The sequence below is a fragment of the Pseudomonas fluorescens genome, from assembly GCF_902497745.1.
In the GTDB taxonomy this organism is placed as follows: domain Bacteria; phylum Pseudomonadota; class Gammaproteobacteria; order Pseudomonadales; family Pseudomonadaceae; genus Aquipseudomonas; species Aquipseudomonas fluorescens_BM.
In genome coordinates this window covers 87,881-109,315 of record NZ_CABVHJ010000002.1, presented here as the reverse complement: position 1 = coordinate 109,315, position 21,435 = coordinate 87,881, and the positions used below count along the sequence as shown (strand labels likewise).

General features: G+C 59.4%; 20 protein-coding genes. 7 read left to right on the top strand and 13 right to left on the bottom strand.

From position 1 onward, the window contains the following. Positions 1 to 243: 243 nt before the first annotated feature. The 7 genes from F8N44_RS03225 to F8N44_RS03195 all read right to left on the bottom strand — a co-directional run bounded on the left by F8N44_RS03225 (position 244) and on the right by F8N44_RS03195 (position 7,545). Positions 244 to 798, bottom strand: a complete 555-nt coding sequence (locus F8N44_RS03225; protein WP_150649287.1) for a hypothetical protein — start codon at positions 796 to 798, stop codon at positions 244 to 246. Between the two features lie 239 nt (positions 799 to 1,037). Further along, positions 1,038 to 2,084: a hypothetical protein gene (locus F8N44_RS03220; protein ID WP_150649286.1), complete on the bottom strand. Its 1,047-nt coding sequence runs from the start codon at positions 2,082 to 2,084 to the stop codon at positions 1,038 to 1,040. Positions 2,085 to 2,215: 131 nt separating this feature from the next. Further along, on the bottom strand, positions 2,216 to 3,562 hold the full coding sequence (locus tag F8N44_RS03215; protein WP_150649285.1) for a glutamine synthetase family protein: 1,347 nt from the start codon (positions 3,560 to 3,562) through the stop codon (positions 2,216 to 2,218). A 21-nt stretch (positions 3,563 to 3,583) separates the two neighbouring features. Continuing rightward, entirely contained in the window at positions 3,584 to 4,141 is a 558-nt protein-coding gene (locus F8N44_RS03210; protein ID WP_150649284.1) for a helix-turn-helix domain-containing protein, read from the bottom strand. A gap of 25 nt (positions 4,142 to 4,166) precedes the next feature. After that, complete coding sequence (locus F8N44_RS03205; protein WP_150649283.1) at positions 4,167 to 5,456, bottom strand: NAD(P)/FAD-dependent oxidoreductase; 1,290 nt, start codon at positions 5,454 to 5,456, stop codon at positions 4,167 to 4,169. A 56-nt stretch (positions 5,457 to 5,512) separates the two neighbouring features. Then, complete coding sequence (locus F8N44_RS03200; protein WP_150649282.1) at positions 5,513 to 6,841, bottom strand: ATP-binding protein; 1,329 nt, start codon at positions 6,839 to 6,841, stop codon at positions 5,513 to 5,515. Then, complete coding sequence (locus F8N44_RS03195; protein WP_150649281.1) at positions 6,838 to 7,545, bottom strand: response regulator; 708 nt, start codon at positions 7,543 to 7,545, stop codon at positions 6,838 to 6,840. The genes F8N44_RS03200 and F8N44_RS03195 overlap by 4 nt, the downstream gene beginning before the upstream one ends. A 162-nt stretch (positions 7,546 to 7,707) precedes the next feature. Between F8N44_RS03195 and F8N44_RS03190 the strand changes: the two genes are divergently transcribed. The 3 genes from F8N44_RS03190 to proP all read left to right on the top strand — a co-directional run bounded on the left by F8N44_RS03190 (position 7,708) and on the right by proP (position 10,444). After that, the gene (locus F8N44_RS03190) at positions 7,708 to 8,019 is read left to right on the top strand and encodes a hypothetical protein (protein WP_150649280.1); all 312 of its coding nucleotides are present in this window, start codon (positions 7,708 to 7,710) and stop codon (positions 8,017 to 8,019) included. Next, the gene (locus F8N44_RS03185; RefSeq protein ID WP_150649279.1) at positions 8,019 to 8,678 is read left to right on the top strand and encodes a DUF3313 domain-containing protein; all 660 of its coding nucleotides are present in this window, start codon (positions 8,019 to 8,021) and stop codon (positions 8,676 to 8,678) included. Before F8N44_RS03190 ends, F8N44_RS03185 begins: the two co-directional genes overlap by 1 nt. A 263-nt stretch (positions 8,679 to 8,941) precedes the next feature. Beyond that, entirely contained in the window at positions 8,942 to 10,444 is a 1,503-nt protein-coding gene (proP, locus tag F8N44_RS03180; RefSeq protein ID WP_150649278.1) for a glycine betaine/L-proline transporter ProP, read from the top strand. Positions 10,445 to 10,457: 13 nt separating this feature from the next. Here proP and F8N44_RS03175 read toward each other — a convergent pair whose 3' ends face one another. Then, on the bottom strand, positions 10,458 to 11,345 hold the full coding sequence (locus F8N44_RS03175) for a LysR family transcriptional regulator (RefSeq protein ID WP_150649277.1): 888 nt from the start codon (positions 11,343 to 11,345) through the stop codon (positions 10,458 to 10,460). A 99-nt stretch (positions 11,346 to 11,444) separates the two neighbouring features. On the opposite strand from F8N44_RS03175, the gene F8N44_RS03170 reads away from it, so the two are divergent. Continuing rightward, the gene (locus tag F8N44_RS03170; protein ID WP_150649276.1) at positions 11,445 to 12,107 is read left to right on the top strand and encodes an NADPH-dependent F420 reductase; all 663 of its coding nucleotides are present in this window, start codon (positions 11,445 to 11,447) and stop codon (positions 12,105 to 12,107) included. Here F8N44_RS03170 and F8N44_RS03165 read toward each other — a convergent pair. The 5 genes from F8N44_RS03165 to F8N44_RS03145 all read right to left on the bottom strand — a co-directional run bounded on the left by F8N44_RS03165 (position 12,081) and on the right by F8N44_RS03145 (position 16,150). Then, a complete protein-coding gene (locus tag F8N44_RS03165; protein ID WP_150649275.1) occupies positions 12,081 to 12,725 on the bottom strand; it encodes a nucleotidyltransferase domain-containing protein in 645 nt (214 codons plus the stop codon). The genes F8N44_RS03170 and F8N44_RS03165 overlap by 27 nt on opposite strands. A gap of 166 nt (positions 12,726 to 12,891) precedes the next feature. Beyond that, positions 12,892 to 13,458 (bottom strand): hypothetical protein, encoded by a 567-nt coding sequence (locus F8N44_RS03160; protein ID WP_150649274.1) that lies wholly within the window; start codon positions 13,456 to 13,458, stop codon positions 12,892 to 12,894. A gap of 1 nt (position 13,459) precedes the next feature. Beyond that, positions 13,460 to 14,248 (bottom strand): DUF2092 domain-containing protein, encoded by a 789-nt coding sequence (locus F8N44_RS03155; RefSeq protein ID WP_150649273.1) that lies wholly within the window; start codon positions 14,246 to 14,248, stop codon positions 13,460 to 13,462. A gap of 107 nt (positions 14,249 to 14,355) precedes the next feature. Continuing rightward, positions 14,356 to 15,471, bottom strand: coding sequence for an AI-2E family transporter (locus F8N44_RS03150; protein WP_150649272.1), 1,116 nt, complete (start codon positions 15,469 to 15,471; stop codon positions 14,356 to 14,358). A gap of 73 nt (positions 15,472 to 15,544) precedes the next feature. After that, on the bottom strand, positions 15,545 to 16,150 hold the full coding sequence (locus F8N44_RS03145; RefSeq protein WP_150649271.1) for a TetR/AcrR family transcriptional regulator: 606 nt from the start codon (positions 16,148 to 16,150) through the stop codon (positions 15,545 to 15,547). Between the two features lie 157 nt (positions 16,151 to 16,307). Between F8N44_RS03145 and F8N44_RS03140 the strand changes: the two genes are divergently transcribed. The 3 genes from F8N44_RS03140 (at position 16,308) to F8N44_RS03130 (ending at position 21,324) form a co-directional block, all read left to right on the top strand. Next, positions 16,308 to 17,690 carry an aspartate aminotransferase family protein gene (locus F8N44_RS03140; RefSeq protein WP_150649270.1) on the top strand — a complete coding sequence of 461 codons (1,383 nt, stop codon included), beginning with the start codon at positions 16,308 to 16,310 and terminating at the stop codon, positions 17,688 to 17,690. Between the two features lie 302 nt (positions 17,691 to 17,992). Beyond that, positions 17,993 to 19,696 (top strand): amidase, encoded by a 1,704-nt coding sequence (locus F8N44_RS03135; protein ID WP_150649269.1) that lies wholly within the window; start codon positions 17,993 to 17,995, stop codon positions 19,694 to 19,696. A gap of 332 nt (positions 19,697 to 20,028) precedes the next feature. Further along, a complete protein-coding gene (locus F8N44_RS03130) occupies positions 20,029 to 21,324 on the top strand; it encodes an OprD family porin (RefSeq protein ID WP_150649268.1) in 1,296 nt (431 codons plus the stop codon). The last annotated feature ends 111 nt before the right edge of the window (positions 21,325 to 21,435 follow it).

Genomic DNA, 21,435 nt, shown 5'->3' with positions numbered 1-21,435 from the left:
GTGCGCATTGTTTCTTCGATCTGCGGGGTTGTTTCTGGAGCGTAGTTGATCCGCTGACAATCGCGGGAGCTGCCAAGATGGAAAACAGCGTGTCGACCGCAAGAGGGATGAAAAAAGCGCAACTGCCAAAGCTGATAAAAATGACACCGCGACTAATTTTCGTATCCACGAAAACTGCTCAGTGTGGGCTGCAAAGAGATTCCAGGTACAGACCACATTTATAAAACATTTTGGCTGACAGATTTATTTGCGGAAAAATGTATAGCCGATAATGTAAGAGCCTAGTTTATTAGTGCGAGCCGTGACCCATACGGCATATATACCGCGACCAATTCGCTCGTTCAGCTCTGTTTTGTTTGTGCAGAGTTCAATCCTGCGATGGGTGTTTGGATCGTTGATCCATAGACCTGCCTCACAATATCTGGACGGCCCCGGATAGGTAACTTCATACTCTGACTCATAACTAACAACTTTGCCAGGCAACAGATAGGCACAGACATCATAAAAATTTATAGAGAAAAACAAACTAATGCAAAACCCACCCCCAAAAGATTGTATTGCCCCTTTTGCTGTTTCGCCGGCGCGGATTGCCCGACCCGCAAAAACGATACCGACAAGAGCACCAAAAATCAGGCATGTCGTAAACTCGGGGAGTTCCGGCATTAAAATGGTTCGTGCTGAAATGCCAGCGGCCCAACAAAAATAATAAATCCAACCCCCCGCAAGCAAACACACAATAGCTGCAATCGCTTGCTTCCTAAATTTTTTCTTTGGTGAGCCAGTGTTCATTTCTTGCATGCTGTTCCACTTGTTACCTGGGTCGTTTGTTAAGCACTTCTATCAAATTACCTGAAGTTTCTCGACGCCGGAGAAGCGCCATATTAGCAGCTCTCCCGCTGGACATACATTCGGAAGTTGGCAATCGTCTTGAGGTTCGGCATTAACCGCCCGGCCAGGCTGGAGGACTTGAAAATAATGGAACGGGTGAAGGGAATCGAACCCTGGTTATCACCATGGAGACGGCACCCGACGATAGGCTATACGCTGAGCACCAGCTCCCGGTTGGCCCTGCGCAGAATAGCCTCTACGATTTCTCGGCGAACGTAGACTTTATTCCAGTGAGCGGTAAACATGGACTCGGTAGGGAATCCGCGGCGTTGCCACAGTTGCCTGCCATTGATCAACTGAATTTCAACATATTGTCCTTGAGGATCGTCCCGACGTTGCGAATTGACAATTCGGCCGGTCATCCGTGCAACACCGCTGAGTTCGTACTTCCAGTAAATATTTTCCAGGTTGTTAATATCCCAAGCGACGACAGGTTCACTTAGTTCAATGGTAGCGGACCCATCAACGGTTTCATGTGTCATAAACTTCAGGATCTTGTCCACCGAGTCACAAGCTTCAGCGGCAACGCGAATCGTATCGAATGTAGCGTTAAGTGCGGCATCTCCATTGACCACACCGAACATAAATCCCAGACTCGCCTCAAAACGATGCCGGATACGTTTGTAGCCACAAGCTTCGAGTGCAATAATTTCGCGTCCAAGAATGGTTGGCCTGCCGCCTCCCTTAGTGCTCCACAGAAAACTTTTATCCAGCCCGGTTTTATAAGCCAGATAAAATACGCAAAGGCGATGGACACCTCCCAGTAGCCAACAGTCATTCATCAGTGGCCACCAGAACTTTTCGGACAATATGCTGCCGACGTGCTGAATTTCCCAGCTTCCAGGCGTCGAAAAAAAATCGGCGGTGTGCTTGTCCGGGGTATAAGACGTCGTACCGAAATTGGTAAACAATGACGCACCACCCTCTTTCCTGAGTTTCTTCAAGCCGCCAAGAATTAATGCGTTGAGTGCGTTTTTGTAGGCATTCTGGTAGATCACCCAACCATACTGACTTGCGTAAGATTTCTGGTTTCCTTCCTTGAAATAGGAGTTCTTGTCCTCTACAGATAATCTCTTGTAGCCTTCGATGGCTCGAACTTGTCCGTAAAAATTATTCTCATAGTAGTTCGGTTGCAGTGTAGAAAAGTAGTCCCATCCTTGCTTAATGGCCTCGTCGAATTGGGCTTCGTTGTACATACCCTTTCCTCCTTGTATGAGTCGATTCAGCATAGCGATGGTTACGGGTTAGCGCCAATGACCGGTTCGACGGCCAAGCCGTTCCCAGCGCCTGATTTCGCGCCAACAATCGCGTTCATCCATCCCGCACCTCACAAATACCACCGATACTCCCTCGCCCCAATCTCCTGCATAAACGCCAAATGATCCTGGCGTTTATTCTCGCAATACACATCGACAAACTCCGCGCCCAGCCCCTCACGCAACTGCGGCTGATGCTGCATCGCACGCACGGCCTCGAACATCTCCTTGGGAAAATCGATCCCGCTGTTGCGATCTTCATTCAGCGGTGCAATCGGTTCCTTGCCAGACTCAAGTCCATGCTCCAGCCCCACCAGAATCGCCGCCAGCACCAGATACGGATTGGCGTCCGCGCCCGCCAAGCGATATTCAACCCGCAGATTCTGCGCGTCCGACTCCGGAATCCGCAAACACGCATCACGATCCTCAAAGCCCCAACTGGCGTTGGTCGCGGTGTTCACTGTACCGCCCAAGCGGCGCATCGAGTTCTGGTTCGGCGCAAAGATCGGCATGCTGTGCGGCAGCAATTCCAGGCACCCAGCGACCGCATGGCGTAGCGGCTGCTGCTGATTCGCGGCCAGCAGATTATTGCCCGCCGAATCGTAGAGGCTGACATGCACATGCATGCCACTGCCCGGATGCTGCAAGTACGGCTTGGCCATGAAACTGGCGCGATAGCCATGCTTGAGTGCCACCCCGCGCGTGCTGCGGCAGAACAACGCCGCCCAATCCGCCGCACGCAGGCCATCGTCGAGATGGCCGAAATTGATTTCAAACTGACCGGGGCCGAGTTCAGCCGTAATTACGGTGGCGTCGATACCCTGCGCCCGCGTCGCTTCGACCATGTCATCCAGCACCGGTGCAAAGCGTGAGAGGCGTTCGATGTGCAGGTTCGGTTGATCATCGACGTCGTCAGTCAGGTCGTCGCGGGGGAATTGCGGCAAGCCATCGCGCAGCTTTTTGTCGAACAGGTAGAACTCCAGCTCGAACGCCACCACCGGATAAATGCCTTTGCGCGCCAGGCGCTTGAGCACTTGCGCGAGGACTTCACGGGGTTCGAATTCGATCGGTTTTTCGGTGCCGTCCGACGTGATCAGCATCTGCCCCAGCGGGCTCGCTTCCCACGTCACCGGCTTCAGTGTGCCCGGCACGAGTCGGCGCACGGCATCCGGGTCGCCGTCGTTGAAGCAGTAATCGCCGATCGGGAACAAACCACCCTGCACGCCAAGCAATACGCAGTTCTGCGGCAGTTTCAGCACACTGCCCGCCGCGACTTTTTCGAGCATGTCGACCGGATAGCGTTTGCCATAAAAGTGCCCCGGTATGTCCAGGGAAATCAGGTCGACATAACGCACCTCGGGGTAGCGTTGGCGAAACGCTCGTACTTCGGCGAGCAGGTCAGCGCAGACAGCGTCCATCGTGTTCATCCTTTGTGGTTATCAGGTGTAGACCCAGAGCACGCGGGTGAGCTGCTCGGTGAGGTTGCCGTAGCGGCAGCGGGTATGGCTGTCGAACTGGAAGCTGTCGCCGGCCTTCAGCGTGACGGGTTCTTCATCGTCGCCCAGCCACAACGTCAGTTCGCCTTCGAGGACGTAACCGCCCTGCTCCGAGCTGTCGGTCAGATGCCGGTCGCCGCTGCTCGCGCCGGCGTTCAGATGGCTTTCGAGCATCGAGAACGACGCACGCATTTGCGGCGACACCAGAATGTCAGTGATGCCGTTGGCGTAATACAACGTGCGGCGCTCGTCCGGGCGCGTCACCCACGGCAGCTCCTTGGGCTTGGGCAGACTGTAAAAATAGGTGGTCGGCACGCCGAAGGTTTCGCTGATCGCGGTCAGGTCCGCCACCGTCGGCCGCGACATGCCGCGTTCGACTTGCGAGAGAAACCCCACCGAACGACCGATCTTGTCGGCCAGTTCTTTCAACGTCCATTTCTTATGCTTGCGCAGGTCGTGGATGAGGATCGCCAGCGCGGCGATTTCTTCTTGCTTGTTCATGGTCGCGATTCCGAAAAAAGTCTCATCAAATGCTGTCGCGCAGTCGATACCAGGCTTTGCCGATAGCTTCCAGCGGTGCCGCGAAGTGCTTGCCGCCGGGGAAACGGCCATTGCTCAAGCTCTGATACAACGCCAGTTCATCCGCCTCGCCGAGAATCGCGTCAGACACCGCGCGCGCAGCGGCCAGGGTCGGCAACACGCCGTGGCCCGAATAGCCTTGCAGCCAATAACGATTACCCTCGCCGCCAACATCCGGCGTGCGTTTGATCGTCAGGTCGATGTGCCCGCCCCAGGCGAACTCGATGTCCACGCCCTTGAGCTGCGGAAATACCCGCTCAAGAAACGGCCGCGTCGCCGCCGCAATGTCCTTGGGCATGCCGCCGAGATAAGTGCAGCCACCGCCGAACAACAAACGGTTATCCGGCGTGCAGCGGAAGTAATCGAGGACGAACTGGTTATCGGTGACGCAGACGTTGCGCGGCAATAGTGCGTTGGCTTGCTCGGGTGTCAGTGGCGCGGTGGCGACTTGATAAGTGCCCACCGGCAGAATGCAGCTGGACAGTTGCGGATCGAGATCATCGAGATAGGCGTTGCACGCCAGCACCAGCACATCGGCGCGCACCGAACCGCGCTCGGTGTTGACCCGCAAACCACCGCCCTGCTCCTGATAACTCAACGCCTTGCTTTGTTCATGAATGCGCCCGCCGGCGCGCTCGATGGCGGCTGCCAGGCCCAGCGCCAGTTTCAAGGGATTGAGGTGCGCGCCCTCAGGGTCGTAAAGCCCAGCCTGATAGCGATCGGTGGCCACCCATTCCGACAGTTGTTCACGAGGGATGAACTGCAACCCATCGTGGCCCCACTTGTGGCTGGCTTCGTGTTGCCATTCGCTGAGCAGGCTGACCCGGCGCGGCATCACCGACGTCCATAAATGCCCGGGCCGATAGTCGCAATCGAAACCATGCCGTCCGGGCAACTCGCGCAATTCGTCGGCCGCCCAGCGCATGCCGTCCCAAAGCCGTCTGGCCAGTTCATGGCCAAGCGCAGCTTCCAGCGGCGGCATATCGCACGACCAGCCGAGAATCGCCTGCCCGCCATTACGCCCGGAAGCCGCCCAAGCCACGCGACTGGCCTCCAGCACGATCACACGTTTGCCCGCCAGGGCCAGGCGCAGCGCCGTGTGCAGGCCACTGAAACCGGCACCGATGATCACCACGTCAGCGTCGTGCTCACCTTCCAGCCCCGGCCGATGGCTCAGAATTTCGGCGCAACTGTGGGCGTAATAGCTGTCGACGTGTTGGCTGGATTGCTGAAACATTCGCGACCTCATGAAATTTATTTCTTATAATTTCATGAAAATCTACAGAATAAATTTCACACAGGCAACTCCACGTTCGCTATCAACCCTCCGCTCCTGCGATTGCTCAGCGTCAGTTCACCACCCTGTTCACGGACTATCGCGCGTGCTGAGGAAAGACCTAGTCCCACGCCACCCGTGTCGCGATTGCGCGAAGCTTCCAGACGAAAAAACGGATCGAACACCTGCTCCAGCGCCGCTTCGGGAATACCGGGGCCTTCGTCGCTGACTTCGATGCGGATCGAATGGTCGTCGCGCCTCAACGTAATGACCGGACACTGCGCATATTTCAGCGCATTCTCCAGCAAATTGACGATCACCCGCTTGATCCCCAGCGGTCGACCTTCGTACACCAGATGCGCGGGGCCTTCGAAGTCGATGTGCAGGTGTTGATCGCGGTAATCGTCGACGATGGTCTGCAGCAGCTCCGACAGATCGAACGCGGTGGTCTGCTCGCGGTGCGTGTCTTCGCGGAAGAACGCCAGCGCGGCGTTGATCATCGACTGCATCTCTTCAACGTCGCGAATCAGTTTGCCCTGATGATCGAGGTCTTCCATGAACTCACTGCGCAAGCGCATGCGTGTCAGCGGCGCACGTAAATCGTGGGAGATCGACGCCAGCATGTGCGTGCGCTCGGCGATAAAGTGCTGGATCTGCGCCTGCATGGTGTTGAAGGCGATGATTGCCTGACGGATTTCGTCGGGGCCTTCGAGCTTGATCGGCGGTGCCCGTAGATCGGTGCCGAAGCGTCTGGCGGCGCGGGCGAAGCGCTGCAAAGGGTTGGCCAGTTGGTGGGTGGCGACCCAGGCAACCAGCAACGTGGCAATCAGTCCCAAGGCGATGACGATCGCGATACGCACGCCAAACTCCAGGCCCCAACTGCGCTCCGGCGGGATAAATGACAACCAGCTGCCATCGACCAATTGCACAACGGCGGCGTAATGCGCCTGGGGACTGCCGTTCGGCCAGTCGCCTGGGCTGAATACCTCGATTTTTCGATCATTGCCCAGCAGTTGTTGCAGCACCGGCACCCTGCTCGCTGGCAGCCGAAGGCCGTCATTGGGCAGGTCGAAGTCGGCGCGCTGCGCTTGCCACGACACATGCAGCATGGCGCTGCTCGCCGCCGCGGCCAGTTGCGGGCGCAGGCTGGCCGGGGCCGCTTCGATCACCCGCGAGGTCGCGGCGATCTGCTCCAGCAGGCCGGTGCGTTCGATCGGCGGCCGCGCCCAGATCCCGGCGACTTGTACGAACAGCGCATTCAACGCCAGCGAAGCGACCATCGCGGCAATGATGGTCAGGGCAATGCGCCGGCTCAGGGTGTCGCCGCGCAACAGTCGGCGGATCACGAACGGCTGACCTTGGCGGTGAACAGATAACCGCCATTGCGCACGGTGCGAATCAGGTCCGGGCGTTTGCTGTCGGGTTCGATCTTGCGACGCAGACGGCTTACTTGCACATCGATGCTGCGGTCGAAGGCGTCATGGCCATGGCCGTGAGTCAGGTCGATCAACTGCTCGCGGGTGAGGATGCGCTGCGGATGATCGAGGAACACCACGAGCAAATCGAACTCGCCGCCGGACAGCGGAATCATCACGTTTTCCGGGGAGCGCAGTTCGCGACAGGTAATGTCCAGATGCCAACCGGCGAAGCCGATCACCGGGCGTGAAGGCTCAACTGCCTGGCGCTGTTCACCGGCGCGACGCTGCAAGGCACGCACCCGGGCGAGCAATTCCTGCGGGGCAAAAGGCTTGGTCAGATAATCGTCCGCGCCCAGTTCCAGCCCGACAATGCGATCACTCAACTCGGCCATGGCCGTGAGCATGATGATCGGAATGCCCAACTGCGCGCGCACCTTCTGACACAGGCTCAGGCCGCTTTCGCCGGGCATCATCAGATCAAGAATGATCGTGTCCGGACGGTTCAGCGCGATTGCCGCCCACATCGCTTCGCCGTGGGACGCCACGTCGACTTCATAGGCGTGCTGCACGAAAAACTTCTTCAGCAGCGCGAGGATTTCCACGTCGTCGTCGACGAACAGCAGTCTGCTCACAGTTACAGATCCATGCGGCGAAAAAAAGCCAATCTAAAGCCATTTCGCCGCCCGGGTCATTTATTTCAATCGAGCAACATTTCTACGCGCCAGACATCAAGCGGACATTCTCTGGCAAAACCTCGCGGGCATTCTGCAGCTATTTCAAGCAGGGGGATTGGCATGAAGGTATTGAACAGCAAACCGGGGATCACTCAGCACAATGGCAATCGGCCGTTGATTCTCAGCCAGCGCACCGCCGCGCTCGGCCCGGATACACCGGTAGTGTTTCAGGAATCGTGCCTGGGGGTTTCCACTGATCAGAGCACGGTAGTGCTGCGCCGGTACTTCGAGCATTTCAGCCCGACCAATGCGCACTGGGTGGAATACGTGCATAGCGTCAACACCGCCGATCTCATGAACTGGATCATGGCCCACGGTCGATTGCACATCGAATGCTCGGACAACATGACGCAAAACAAGGAAGCCGTTTGATGTCGCGCATTCGTTCAATGTCGCTGTCCATTGTCGCCACGCTGAGCCTGGCGGCGTGCAGCAGCAAAACGCCGGAACACAGCGGCTTTCTGCGTGACTACAGCGTGTTGACCGAGCGCCGGTCGCCGTCCGGTCAGCCCGTGTTGGCGTGGGTCAGCCCGGCCCTCGCCCGGGGTCGATACACGCAGGTTTATCTGGCGCCGAGTCAGTTCTACCCGAGTGCCGAGCCGACGCAACGGATTCCGCTGAGCACGCTGTCTGGCGTTACTGACTATTACGACGCGGCGCTGCGTCTGGAATTGAGCAAAGTGATGCATCTGGTCAATCAACCCGGGCCGAACACCCTGATAGTGCGCCCCGCTATCACTCAGGTGGCGACCAGCACTCAGGGTTTGCGCTTTTATGAGTGGCTGCCGGTCACCCTCGTCGCTGCGGGCGTAAGCACGGCGACCGGAATCCGTGATCAAGACAGTGAGGTTGCCACCGAGGTGTCCTTCGAGGACGGTTCGACCGGCGAAGTGATTGCCGAAGTGGTGCGCAAAGGCACCGGCGTGCCACTGGAGAACGACAAGCAGGTACTGACTGCCGACGACGTCAAGGTCGTGCTGGATGGCTGGGCCAGTGACCTCGGCAAATCCTACGCCAGCCTTCGCCGGTAGCGGCATTCCCCTGTAGGAGCTGCCGAAGGCTGCGATCTTGTTGGGACGCGGAGCGTCCCCGGCTGCATTCCCACGCAGAGCGTGTGAATGATCAAGCAAGATCAAAAGATCGCAGCCTTCGGCAGCGCCTAAACAGGTGCGCTAGGAAAAAAAGCGCCGGGCAGTGAATTATTTCGTGTCCTCATGTATCTGAGCCAAAGAGTACGCGCCATCAAATAGATGGCATCTACGCGGCACGATGGATCAGCAAAGAGAAGACCCGGATGAAATCACGCAAGAAAACCGTCAAGCCGATCGGCCTGAAAGACATCACCATTGTCGACGACGCCAAGATGCGCAAGGCGATCACCGCCGCCGCACTGGGCAATGCCATGGAATGGTTCGACTTTGGTGTCTACGGCTTCGTCGCCTATGTGCTCGGCAAAGTGTTCTTCCCCGGCGCGGACCCCGGCACGCAGATGATCGCCGCGCTGGCGACATTTTCCGTGCCCTTCCTGATCCGGCCGCTGGGCGGCTTGTTCTTTGGCGCGCTGGGTGACAAGTACGGGCGCCAGAAAGTGCTCGCCGCGACCATCGTGATCATGTCGCTCAGCACGTTTGCCATCGGCCTGATCCCGTCCTATGCCTCGATCGGCATCTGGGCGCCGATCCTGCTGTTGCTGGCGAAAATGGCCCAAGGCTTCTCGGTCGGTGGCGAATACACTGGCGCGTCGATCTTCGTCGCTGAATATGCGCCGGACCGCAAACGCGGCTTCCTCGGCAGTTGGCTCGACTTCGGCTCGATTGCCGGTTTCGTCCTCGGTGCCGGTGTGGTGGTGCTGATTTCCACGACGCTCGGCGAAGCAAAGTTCGAAGAATGGGGCTGGCGTCTGCCGTTCTTCCTCGCCTTGCCGCTTGGCATGATCGGGCTCTACTTGCGTCACGCCCTGGAAGAAACCCCTGCATTCCAGCAGCACGTCGAAAAACTTGAGCAAGGCGATCGCGAAGGCCTCGCTGGTGGCCCGAAAGTCTCGTTCAAGGAGGTCGCGACCAAACACTGGCGCAGCCTGATGACCTGCATCGGCGTGGTGGCGGTGACCAACGTCACCTACTACATGCTGCTCACCTACATGCCGAGCTACTTGTCGCACAACCTGCATTACAGCGAAAACCGTGGTGTGCTGATCATCATCGCGATCATGGTCGGCATGCTGTTCGTGCAACCGGCGATTGGTTTTATCAGCGACAAGATTGGCCGCAAGCCGTTCATCGTCGTCGGCAGCATCGGTTTGTTCATTCTGGCGATTCCGGCGTTCATGCTGATCAACAGCGGCAAGATCGGTTTGATCTTCGCCGGCCTGTTGATGCTGGCGGTGTTGCTGAACTTCTTTATCGGCGTCATGGCCTCGACCCTGCCGGCGATGTTCCCCACGCACATTCGCTACAGCGCGCTGGCGGCAGCCTTCAACGTCTCGGTACTGATCGCCGGCCTGACCCCGACCGTAGTCGCCTGGCTGGTCGAGAGCACCAACAATCTGTACATGCCGGCGTATTACCTGATGGTGATTGCCGTGGTCGGTCTGGCCACCGGCTTAACCATGAAGGAAACCGCCAACAAGCCGTTGCGTGGTGCCGCGCCGGCGGCCTCTGACCTTGAGGAAGCGAAAGAACTGCTGCAAGAGCACCACGACAACATCGAGCAGAAGATCGAAGACATCGACGCCGAAATCGCCGCGCTGGAAGCCAAGCGCAAGGAACTGGTGCAGCAGCACCCGCGCATTAACTGAGCAGGATGCCCGGTCAGGCAAAGCGCCTGACCGCGGCATCGATGAACTGACGAACCTTCGCCGTCTTCTGCCGATGCGCCGTGTACAGCAAATGCATCGCTCTGCTCGGCGCCTCAAAGCCCTCCAACAACCTCACCAATTCCCCCCTGCGCAACGCCGGTTCAAGAAAATCGGCAGGCCCCAGCACAATCCCGAAACCATCGACCGCCGCTGACAACAACGCCTTGCTCTCGTTGACGTGCAAGCGACTGCTCACCGGCACGCGCTCGACCTGTGCGCCGTTGAAAAACGACCACTCGTGATCGGCGGGCCGTGACCAGTAGGCATAGCCCAGGCACTCATGCTGTTGCAGATCGGTGGGCACTTGCGGCGTGCCATGTTCGGCCAGATAGCGTGGCGCCGCACAGACGATCAAGCGGTACGCAGCCAACGGTCTGGCGGTCAGACTGGCCGTGGCCAACGGGCCAATCCGAAAAGCGACCTCAAACCCCTCCTCCACCAGATCCACGGCGCGATCGGTCAAGTGCAGGTCGATTTCCACCTCGGGAAACTCGCGCAAGAACGCGGTCACAAACGGCATCAGGGTGTAGGAGCCAAACGTCACTGGCGCACTGACCCTGAGCTTGCCGCGCGGCGTATCGTTCATGATCTGCGCCAGCGAATCAGCGGCCTGCGCCTCACTGACAATGTGCTTGCAGCGCTCATAGTAGGCTTGGCCCAGTTCGGTCAGGCTTTGCCGGCGCGTGGTGCGATTGAGTAGTCGTGCGCCGAGCCGCTGCTCAAGGGCAGCCACGTGTTTGGCGACCATTTGCGCGGACATGTCGAGGCGTTGCGCGGCGCTGGCATAGGAGCCGGCTTCGGCCGCCATCACAAAAGCCGCCATGCTGCTCAGCCGATCCATTCGAAACTCCTGTTAGCGAAAGTAAGTAACAGAGTGCGATTTATCTGCATCTGGTCAGCAATCATCATAGTGGCTTCCCACCTGACAGAGGAACACACCATGCGCATTGGAATCGTTGGAGCCGGCTTCATCGGGCGTGCCGTCGCGCAAATCGCCCTCGCTGCCGGGCATGAAGTGATGCTCAGTAACTCGCGCGGCCCGAAAACAATGAGCAGCGTGCTCGCCGGCATCACCGGCTGCCAGATAGGCACAGCCGAACAGGCCACGCAATTTGCCGACGTGGTATTGGTGGCCATCCCCTACGAGCACCTGCCGAGCCTGCCGCCAGCCTGGTTCGAGGGCAAAACCGTGCTCGATGCCAACAACTATTACCCGGATCGCGACGGCCATATCGCTGCGCTCGACACCTTTCAGACCACCACCAGCCGTTTGCTCGCCGAACATTTGCAGGGCGCCACGGTGGTCAAAGTGTTCAATGCCATCCTCGCGGCGGACTTGCTTACTGATGCCCGCCCGCACGGCTCCAGCGAGCGGCGTGCCTTGCCCATTGCTGCGGATGACGCGCAGGCCAAGGCGTTGGTCGTGGGTTTGCTGGACGAACTCGGCTTCGATGCGGTCGACGCCGGAGGCCTCGATGAGAGCTGGCGATTCGAGCGGGCGAAACCGGCTTACTGCGCGCCGCTGGACAAGTCCGGGCTGGAGATAGCCTTGGCGGCTGCCGAGCGCGAGGTCGAATTACCCTTGGGCAGCTGGCGGCGCTGATAAAGCCTGAACAGCGTCCAGCCAGTCGTGCTCCGGGTGCAACAGCGTCAAATGTCGAAGCAACCACACGCGCTCCTGCGCAGACATCAGCGGTAAAGCCATGGCGAAATCGCTGCGGTCTTTGGCGCGCGTGTGCTTGGCTTTGAACAAGAGAACGGCAGCAGGTCGCAGATACGGAATGCCGGCCGTGCTGCACAGCACCATGTCGGCGCGTGGACAGGTAATCGAAAGATCGCGTTTATAAACCCAGGTGTCCGGCGTGCCTGGTTCGATCATCACATCCACGCGCCACGCCTGTGCGGCGCGGTCGTATCCCCAGACCTGAAAAATGTCTGCGGCGGGCAAGCAATTCGCTGACAGAAACTGGAACTTACCGTCCTTCACCGCATAGAAATCGAGATCGCTCAGCGCCTGGCGAAAACAGGCGAAATCCGCCCGCAGCACGGTGAATTCCAGATCGCTGTGAGTCCGGGTTTGCCGCCCATGCCACAAGTCCAGCGCCCAACCGCCGACCACGCACCACGGGCGATTGACAGTACTCAGATGTGTCGCCAACTCCTCAGGTGTCCAGGGTCGCCATTGCTCTTGATCGGGCACCAGCGGCTGGGCTGTCGTCATGTATCTGGCTCGTTGTTCTATTGATGGATAACGGGAGTGGGCCATTCGAACCGCTTTCACCACCCGGCTCAAGATTTTTATCAGCTAGCCTTGAATCCGGTCCGGCTTACGCCGTGGCGGCCGTGGCATGCTCGTGCGGATGCAACCCTGGGTGGCGAAAGCCTGATCAAGGCGCGTTGACCACCACATACGTCACATCACTGCCCTGATACTGCGGCTGGTACCAGGTCGAGCCGCACTGCATATAGGCGACGTTGTACTGAATCACCTGCACACAACTGCTGGGCATTTGCGCCGGGGTAAAGATCGCCCCTACCACCGCCGCAGTGGCCGCGACGGTTGCCGTTACCGCCACTGCGGCCGCCACCGGATGGTAGTGATCGTCGTAGCCATAACGGCCATGGCCGTCGACATCAATGTCGACATCGCGACTGTTATCGATGTTGACGTTACGGTTGCTGTTATTGACGTTCGTGCGGTTGCCGACGTTATTGCCGGCATTGACCCGGTTGCCCGAATTGACCCGGTTGCCGGCACTGACATTGTTGGTGCGTTGCGGCGCATTGATCCGCTGCGCCCGTTGCGCATTCGGCGCCGGCGCGCGGTTGACGTTGGCGCGGGCATGTCCCTGAGCGCGTTGCCCCCGGGCATCAGCTTCGGCGACATAACCGGCGGTCAGCAGCGTGGCGGCGGCCAGCGACAACAACAGACTCCACGTCATCGACTTGTTCATGTCACTGCCCTCCCTGATCGCTGGCTTTTTTAAACGCAATCGCCACATCGCCCTTGCCTGGTTTGAAGGTGAATTGCGTGTCCGGGATGGTCGGTTTGAGGTTCCACTGATACACCGCGCTGTACTCGGGAAAGCTCTTATCGTCGGTGGTGGTGATCACCAGTTTGCACGGCAAGGGTTTGTCGGAGCGGGTGAGCCACAATTGCCAGTCGATACCTTCCTGGCGAAACGCCAAATGGTCGCAGAGCTGGCCCTTGATGACCGACGGGCCAACGTACAAGGCGGCTTTCAAGGCATCGATCTGCGCCTGATCACTGCCGAACAGAAACAGGTCCTCCATCGGCACCTGCACACCGTAGAAGTTCTCGACCTTGTGCAGGGTTTCCGCGACGGTGGCCGGCGCATCAACGGTGGTGTAGTACTTCAGATAAGGCGAATACTGGGTGAGTTTCTTGCCGTTGTAGAAGAACTCGCGGGTGCGCACGTCGCCTTCGCTTTTCGCATACAAACGATCGTGGCCGACCACTTTCAGGGTGTTGGCGGATTCGGTCTTGATCTTCTGCCCTGACTCCAGAACCGTGTCCCGCGAGACTTGGGCATCGACCTGGAATTTCGGCAGGCTGCGCAGGTAGTTGCCCATGTCGATGAGCTTGTCGACCACTTGCGGGTTGATCAACGGCGCATCGTCCGTGGACTCGGCAGCGGTCGCTACCGGCGGGTCTTCAGCACGGGCTCCCGGCGCGAGAACCAACGTGAACATCAGGCAGACAATACTGGCTGGGGCTTTCATCGGTTCCGCTCCTGTCCCTGCGTGGGCGTTGCGCCCGAAGGCGACTGACTGACCAGCCTAGACCTCAGTGTGGGGGTACGCCAATGCGTCAGCGAGAGGGATGAGTGTCACGGCAGATTTTCTTTGCGCTGGCTCTCCAGAAGCTCGGTGACATCTGCCGGTTGATACACCCAGCCGATAAACAACTCATAACCGACGGCGAGAATCACCGGCCCGGTGAACAAGCCGATAATGCCGCTGGTGACCATGCCCCCGAGCGCACCGATCAGCACGACCGGCATCGGCACCGCGACGCCGCGCCCCAGCAGCATCGGTTTGAGCACGTTGTCGGCAAGCCCGGCAATCGCCATCCACACCGCAAAGATAATCGTGCCAGCGCTGACCCCGTCCACGGCGAAGACATAAATCACGATGGGCAGCGTGATCAGCAGCACCGGCAATTGGGTAATGCCCAGCAGCAGCACCATCAAGGCGAGAATGCCGGCCGCCGGTACGCCCATGATCACCAACGCGACGCCCACCAGCAGCATCTGAATAAAGGCGATGCCAACCACGCCCTGCGCCACGGCGCGGATGGTTGCCGTGCACAGTTCGGCGATCTGCGGGCCGCGCACCGGCCCGGAAATACGTGTGGTGATGGCTACCGCTGTGCGGTGGCCGCGCTCGCCGTGGTGCATGATCAGCCCGGCGACGATCAAGGCAACCACGAACACCACAATGCCCGCTCCGACACCGGCGGCTTGATGCAACACCACTTTGCTCCAGTCCTTGAGGTGCGGCGCCAGTTCCTGAAACACCCAGCTCAGATCCTGTGACGCATGCGTCCAGATGCCGTACAGCGGCGCGCCAATCAGCGGCCAGCCTTCGACACTGGCCGGTGGCGGCGGTATCTCGAATTGCCCCGCTTCGAACGTGTGCATGCTGCCCTTGATCGAATCGGCGATCGAAGCACCCAGCAGGCTCAACGGCAGCATCAGAATCACCAGGCCCACCAGCACCAGAATGATTGCCGCCCAGCCGTAGCGATTACCGAGTTTCGCGCCCAGCAGCTGATTCAGCGGATACAGCGTGACGGCCAGGATCAGCGCCCAGAGCATGACATTGAGAAACGGATGAAAAATGTCGTAGCAGAACAGCACCAGAATAGTGATCAGACCTGCGCGTATGAGCACGTCCAGCAGCGCTCTGGAACTGTTAAACGTGATCAGCGGTTTGTCTTCCATGTCGGCGCTCCTGGGTGGGCCATCGATGAACCGCTCTGAGCCTAGTTCACTTCCGGCACATCGTCTTTTTGCCTTAGAGCTCCAGCATCCCGTGACACAACAGATTCAAAACCCCGCGCATGTGCAAGGCATGCGCGGGGCGGTCCGGATTTTCCTGCGTGGCCAGGCGAATAAACGCCATGTTCGCGTACTGGTTGAACAGCGTCGCCACCACGTCGATATCGATCGATTCGCGCACTTTTCCCGCTTGCTGAAAATGCAGAAGCAGCGCTTTGGTTTCTTCGATCACGGCCGCGTTCCATGGACTCATCGCCTCGGCCAATTCTCCGGTTAACAGAAACGGCGCCAGTTCCCGCCACAGCGACGCCGGCATCGCCTGTAGCTGGTAATCGGTCATCAACCCTTCGAACTCGCACAACGCCTCCAGCGGATCGCTGTCCTCGTCCAGATTCGCCCTCGCCTCGCGCATGGCTTGCTCGTCGGGTTGTTTGAGCAAGGCCAGCAGAATCTCCTGCTTGCCGCCGAAGTAATTCACCACCGTCGGTGCGGAAACCCCCGCCTGCACGGCGATCTGGTCCAGCGTGGTAGCCGCAAAGCCGTTGCGCTTGAACAACTCGAGCGCCGCCTCGGCAATCACCTGCCGGCGCTGTTCCTTCTGCCGCTCTCTGAGTCCGCTCATGTTGCCTCTGATGATACTTGCCAATGGTCCTCAGCCTACGGATATCTTTTTTCATCGACAAATATTTTCTTTACAAAAATATTTTTAGATGACAAAACTTTGTCCGTGCAGCGCTGCGACGAACGCACTCACTTGCCCTTTTCTCTGGAGATCCGCCATGTCCGCCGAATTCGATTCGACCCGCAGTACCAGCGATTACCAAGCCTCTGACGCCGCTCACCACATCCACGCGTTCGTTGATCAGAAGGCCCTCAACGAGGAAGGCCCGCGGGTGATGGTCAGCGGTGATCGTCTGGCGTTGTGGGACAACGACGGCAATCGCTATCTGGACGGCATGTCGGGTCTGTGGTGCACCAACCTCGGCTACGGGCGCAAGGATCTCGCCGCTGCCGCGACCGCGCAGCTGGAACAACTGCCCTACTACAACATGTTCTTCCACACCACTCACCCGGCGGTGATCGAGCTGTCCGAGCTGCTCTTCAGCCTGCTGCCCAAACACTACAGCCACGCGATCTACACCAACTCCGGTTCCGAAGCCAACGAAGTGCTGATCCGCACCGTGCGCAAGTTCTGGCAGGTGATGGGCAAGCCCGAGAAGAAAGTCATGATCGGCCGCTGGAACGGCTACCACGGCTCGACCCTGGCCGCGACGGCGCTGGGCGGGATGAAATTCATGCACGAGATGGGCGGCACCATTCCTGATGTGGCGCACATCGATGAGCCGTACTGGTTCGCCCATGAAGGCAACCTCAGCCCGGAAGAATTTGGCCTGCAGGCCGCGCGACAACTGGAAGACAAGATTCTCGAACTGGGCGCCGACAAGGTCGCCGCGTTCGTCGCCGAACCGTTTCAGGGCGCGGGCGGGATGATCATTCCGCCGGCGACTTACTGGCCGGAGATTCAGCGCATCTGTCGTCAATATGACGTGCTGCTGTGTGCGGACGAAGTGATTGGCGGGTTTGGCCGCACCGGTGAATGGTTCGCCCATCAGACGTTCGGTTTTGAACCGGACACGCTGTCGATCGCCAAGGGCCTGACCTCCGGTTACATCCCCATGGGTGGCCTGATTCTGTCGCGGCGCATGGCCGAAGCATTGGTCGAGAAAGGTGGCGTGTTTGCCCACGGCCTGACCTATTCCGGGCACCCGGTTGCGGCCGCCGTGGCGATTGCCAACCTCAAGGCCTTGCGTGATGAAGGTGTGGTCGCGCAGGTGAAATCCGATACCGGACCGTATCTGCAGAATTGCCTGCGCGAGGTGTTCGGCAATCACCCGTTGGTCGGTGAGATTCAGGGCGTTGGTCTGGTGGCGGCGTTGCAGTTTGCTGAGGACAAAGCGACGCGCAAGCGTTTTGCCAATGAAAACGATATCGCCTGGCGTTGCCGCACGATTGGTTTTGAGGAAGGGCTGATCATTCGTTCGACATTGGGGCGGATGATCATGGCGCCGGCGCTGGTTGCTACGCGTACGGAGCTGGATGAGTTGATCGACAAGACGCGGATTGCGGTGGATCGGACAGCGCGGGAGTACGGGGTTTTGTAAATGGAATGATGGGTTGTTTGGGCTGACGCCTTCGCGAGCAGGCTCGCTCCCACATTTGGAATGCATTCCACTTTGGCAGCCTGGTAGCCTGTTTGAAATGCGATCCCTGTGGGAGCGAGCCTGCTCGCGAAGAGGCCAGTCAGAGAGAAAATCGGTGGCAGATTGATCCCGCCGATTACTCCGCGCGCCGCTTGGTGTTAAATAGGCGCCAGTCTTAACCTTGTCGCTTATAGCTGTGCAACGAGAACCGATATGAACACCCATTCCAGGAAAAACACCCAAATTCAAACAGCGGTGAGCGCATGATCGAAGTCACCGAAGTTTCCATTGCCCAACTGCGTGCCGCGTTGGAATCCGGGCAGACCACCGCAGTCGAGCTGGTGCAGGCCTATCTGGCGCGTATCGATGCCTACGACGGCGCCGACACGCCAACGGCGCTGAACGCGGTGGTCGTGCGCAACCCTGAAGCGCTCAACGAAGCCAAAGCCTCCGATGCTCGCCGTGCCAAAGGCGAAACCCTCGGCCCGCTCGACGGCATTCCTTATACCGCCAAGGACAGCTATCTGGTCAAAGGCCTGACCGCCGCGTCCGGCAGCCCGGCTTTCGCCGATCTGGTCGCCCATCGTGATGCCTTCACCATCGAGCGCCTGCGCGCAGCCGGGGCGATTTGCCTGGGCAAGACCAACATGCCGCCGATGGCCAATGGCGGCATGCAGCGCGGCGTCTACGGTCGCGCTGAAAGCCCTTACAATACCGACTACCTGACCGCGCCGTTTGCCTCCGGCTCGTCGAACGGTGCTGGCACCGCCACCGCCGCGAGCTTTGCCGCGTTCGGTCTGGCTGAAGAAACCTGGTCGAGCGGGCGTGGCCCGGCGTCGAACAACGGTTTGTGCGCCTACACCCCGTCGCGCGGGGTGATTTCGGTGCGCGGTAACTGGCCGTTGACGCCGACCATGGACGTCGTCGTGCCTTACGCACGGACCATGGCCGACCTGCTCGAAGTCCTCGACATCGTCGTCGCCGAAGACCCGGACACCCGTGGCGACCTCTGGCGCCTGCAACCGTGGGTGCCGATTCCTCGCGTCAACGAAGTGCGCCCCGCCGCCTACGCCGATCTGGCCGCCGACGCCAAAGCACTCGCCGGCAAGCGTTTCGCCGTGCCGCGCATGTTCATCAATGCCGACCCTGAAGCCGGCACCAGCGAAGCACCGGGCATCGGTGGCCCGACCGGCCAGCGCATCAACACTCGCGAGTCGGTGATCGATCTGTGGAAGCAGGCGCGTCAGGCCCTCGAAGCCGCCGGTGCCGAAATCGTCGAAACCGATTTCCCGCTGGTCTCCAACTGCGAAGGCGATCGCCCCGGTGCGCCGACTGTATTCACCCGTGGTCTGGTCTCGAAAGAGTTCCTTCACCATGAGTTATGGGATCTGACCGCTTGGGCGTTCGACGATTTCCTGCAAGCCAACGGTGACCCGAAGCTGAATCGTCTGGTCGACGTCGACGGGGCAAAGATCTTCCCGCACGAACCGGGCACCCTGCCCAACCGTGAAGGTGATCTGGTGGCGGGCATGGATGAATACGTGCGTATGGCCGAGCGCGGCATCACGCCGTGGAATGAAATTTCCACAGTGCCCGACGGCCTGCGCGGTCTCGAGCAGACTCGACGTATCGATCTTGAGGACTGGATGGACACGCTGGGCCTCGACGCCGTGCTGTTCCCGACGGTCGCTGATGTTGGCCCGGCGGACGCCGATGTCAATCCTGAGTCAGCCGACATCGCCTGGAGCAACGGCATCTGGGTGGCCAACGGCAACCTCGCGATCCGCCACCTCGGCGTGCCGACCGTCACTGTGCCGATGGGCGTCATGGCCGACATCGGCATGCCGGTCGGCCTGACCTTCGCCGGCCGCGCCTACGACGACTCGAACCTGCTGCGTTTCGCCGCTGCGTTTGAATCGACCGGCAGCAAACGCCAGATCCCGCCACGCACACCGCCGCTGGCGTAACACGCTTAAAACTGTAGGAGTGAGCCTGCTCGCGATAGCGGTGTGTCAGCCTGAATAAACTTGACTGACACGCCGCCATCGCTGGCAAGCCAGCTCCCACAGGTTTCAGCTCCCGCCACAAAATCCTCATTCAACCCAAATCCCTGTGGGAGCGAGCCTGCTCGCGATGGCGATGTGTCAGGCTCGATAAATTTGACTGATACACCGCCTTCGCGAGCAGGCTCGCTCCCACAGGTTTTGTGTAAGCCCGTAAATTCAGCACATCCACTCAATCCCCTGTCCTGCAGTTCCTCGATCATCCCGGGCATCTTAATTGCCGCTGGCCACCGACCATGATCGACCGCAACCCCTCGCGCCTCACCCTGCTCGCGCTGCTCTGCGGTCTGACCACTACCGCCCACGCCAGCGGTTTTTTCGACGACGCCAAAAGTGAAGTGCTCAGCCGCAACTTCTACCTGAGCAACGATTACCGCTCGCCCTCAGCGTCCGGCAAAAACTACAAACAGGAATGGGCTCAGGGCTTTATCGGCACCTTCTCATCCGGTTTCACATCCGGAACGGTCGGCTTCGGCATTGATGCCCACGCTTTCGCCGGACTGAAACTGGACGGCGGCAAGGGCCATTCCGGGACGGGCCTGCTGCCGGTCGACAGCGATGGCCGCAGCGAAAACGATTACTCCAGTGCCGGCGGTGCGCTCAAATTGAAAGCCTCGCGCACCACCCTCGCCTTCGGTGAAATGACCGTGGAAACCCCGGTGTTCGACACCTCCGACAAACGCCTGCAACCGGAGTACGCCAGCGGTTTTCTGCTCAACAGCGCCGAGTTCGATCACGTCAATCTGGTCGCCGGGCATTTCACCGCGTTCAAGAATCAGGACAGCTCATCCGGCAGAGGCGACTTCTATGGTTATGGCGCCAATACCGAGGCTGGCGGGATCAGTTTTCTCGGCGCCGACCTGTTCACCGACAGCCCGGTCGGCGGCGCGTTGTACGCCTCGGAACTCACAGACACCTGGCATCAGTACTACGGCAATCTGCACTTCAAGCAATCCGGCGTACTGCTCGACGCCAACCTCTACCACACCCGCGACACCGGCCGAGCGCTGGCCGGTTCCATCGATAACACCGCGTTCAGCCTGTCCGGCAAATACGCCTTCGGCCCCCACGCGGTGATGCTCGGCTGGCAACGGATCAAGGGCGACACGCCATTCGATTTCGTCGGCGGCGACTCGATCTACCTCGCCAACTCGATCAAATACGCCGATTTCAACGGCGCCAACGAACGTTCCTGGCAAGCGCGCTACGACCTCGACCTCGGCGCCTTGGGCATTCCCGGCCTGACCTTCATGACCCGCTACGTCAGCGGCAGCCACATCGACGGCACCCACGCACCAAAGGGCGGCGCCTACAACCCGTTTGATCCTGACAGCGACAGTTATCAGCCGCAGCAAGGTGACGGCGGCAAGCACTGGGAACGCGATATCGATTTGAAATACATCGTCCAGTCGGGCGCGGCGAAGGATCTGTCGGTGCAGCTCTCGCATGTATCGCACCGGGCCAATGAAGCGCAAGCTGGCGATGACATCGACCGGATCTACGTGGTGATCCAGTACCCGCTGGGTTTCTAACCCACCGCCTATCCGATTTGAAACGCTATCCCCTGTAGGAGCGAGCCTGCTCGCGATGGCGTCTTTTCAGCAACATTCATGCTCACTGATGCACCGTTATCGCGAGCAGGC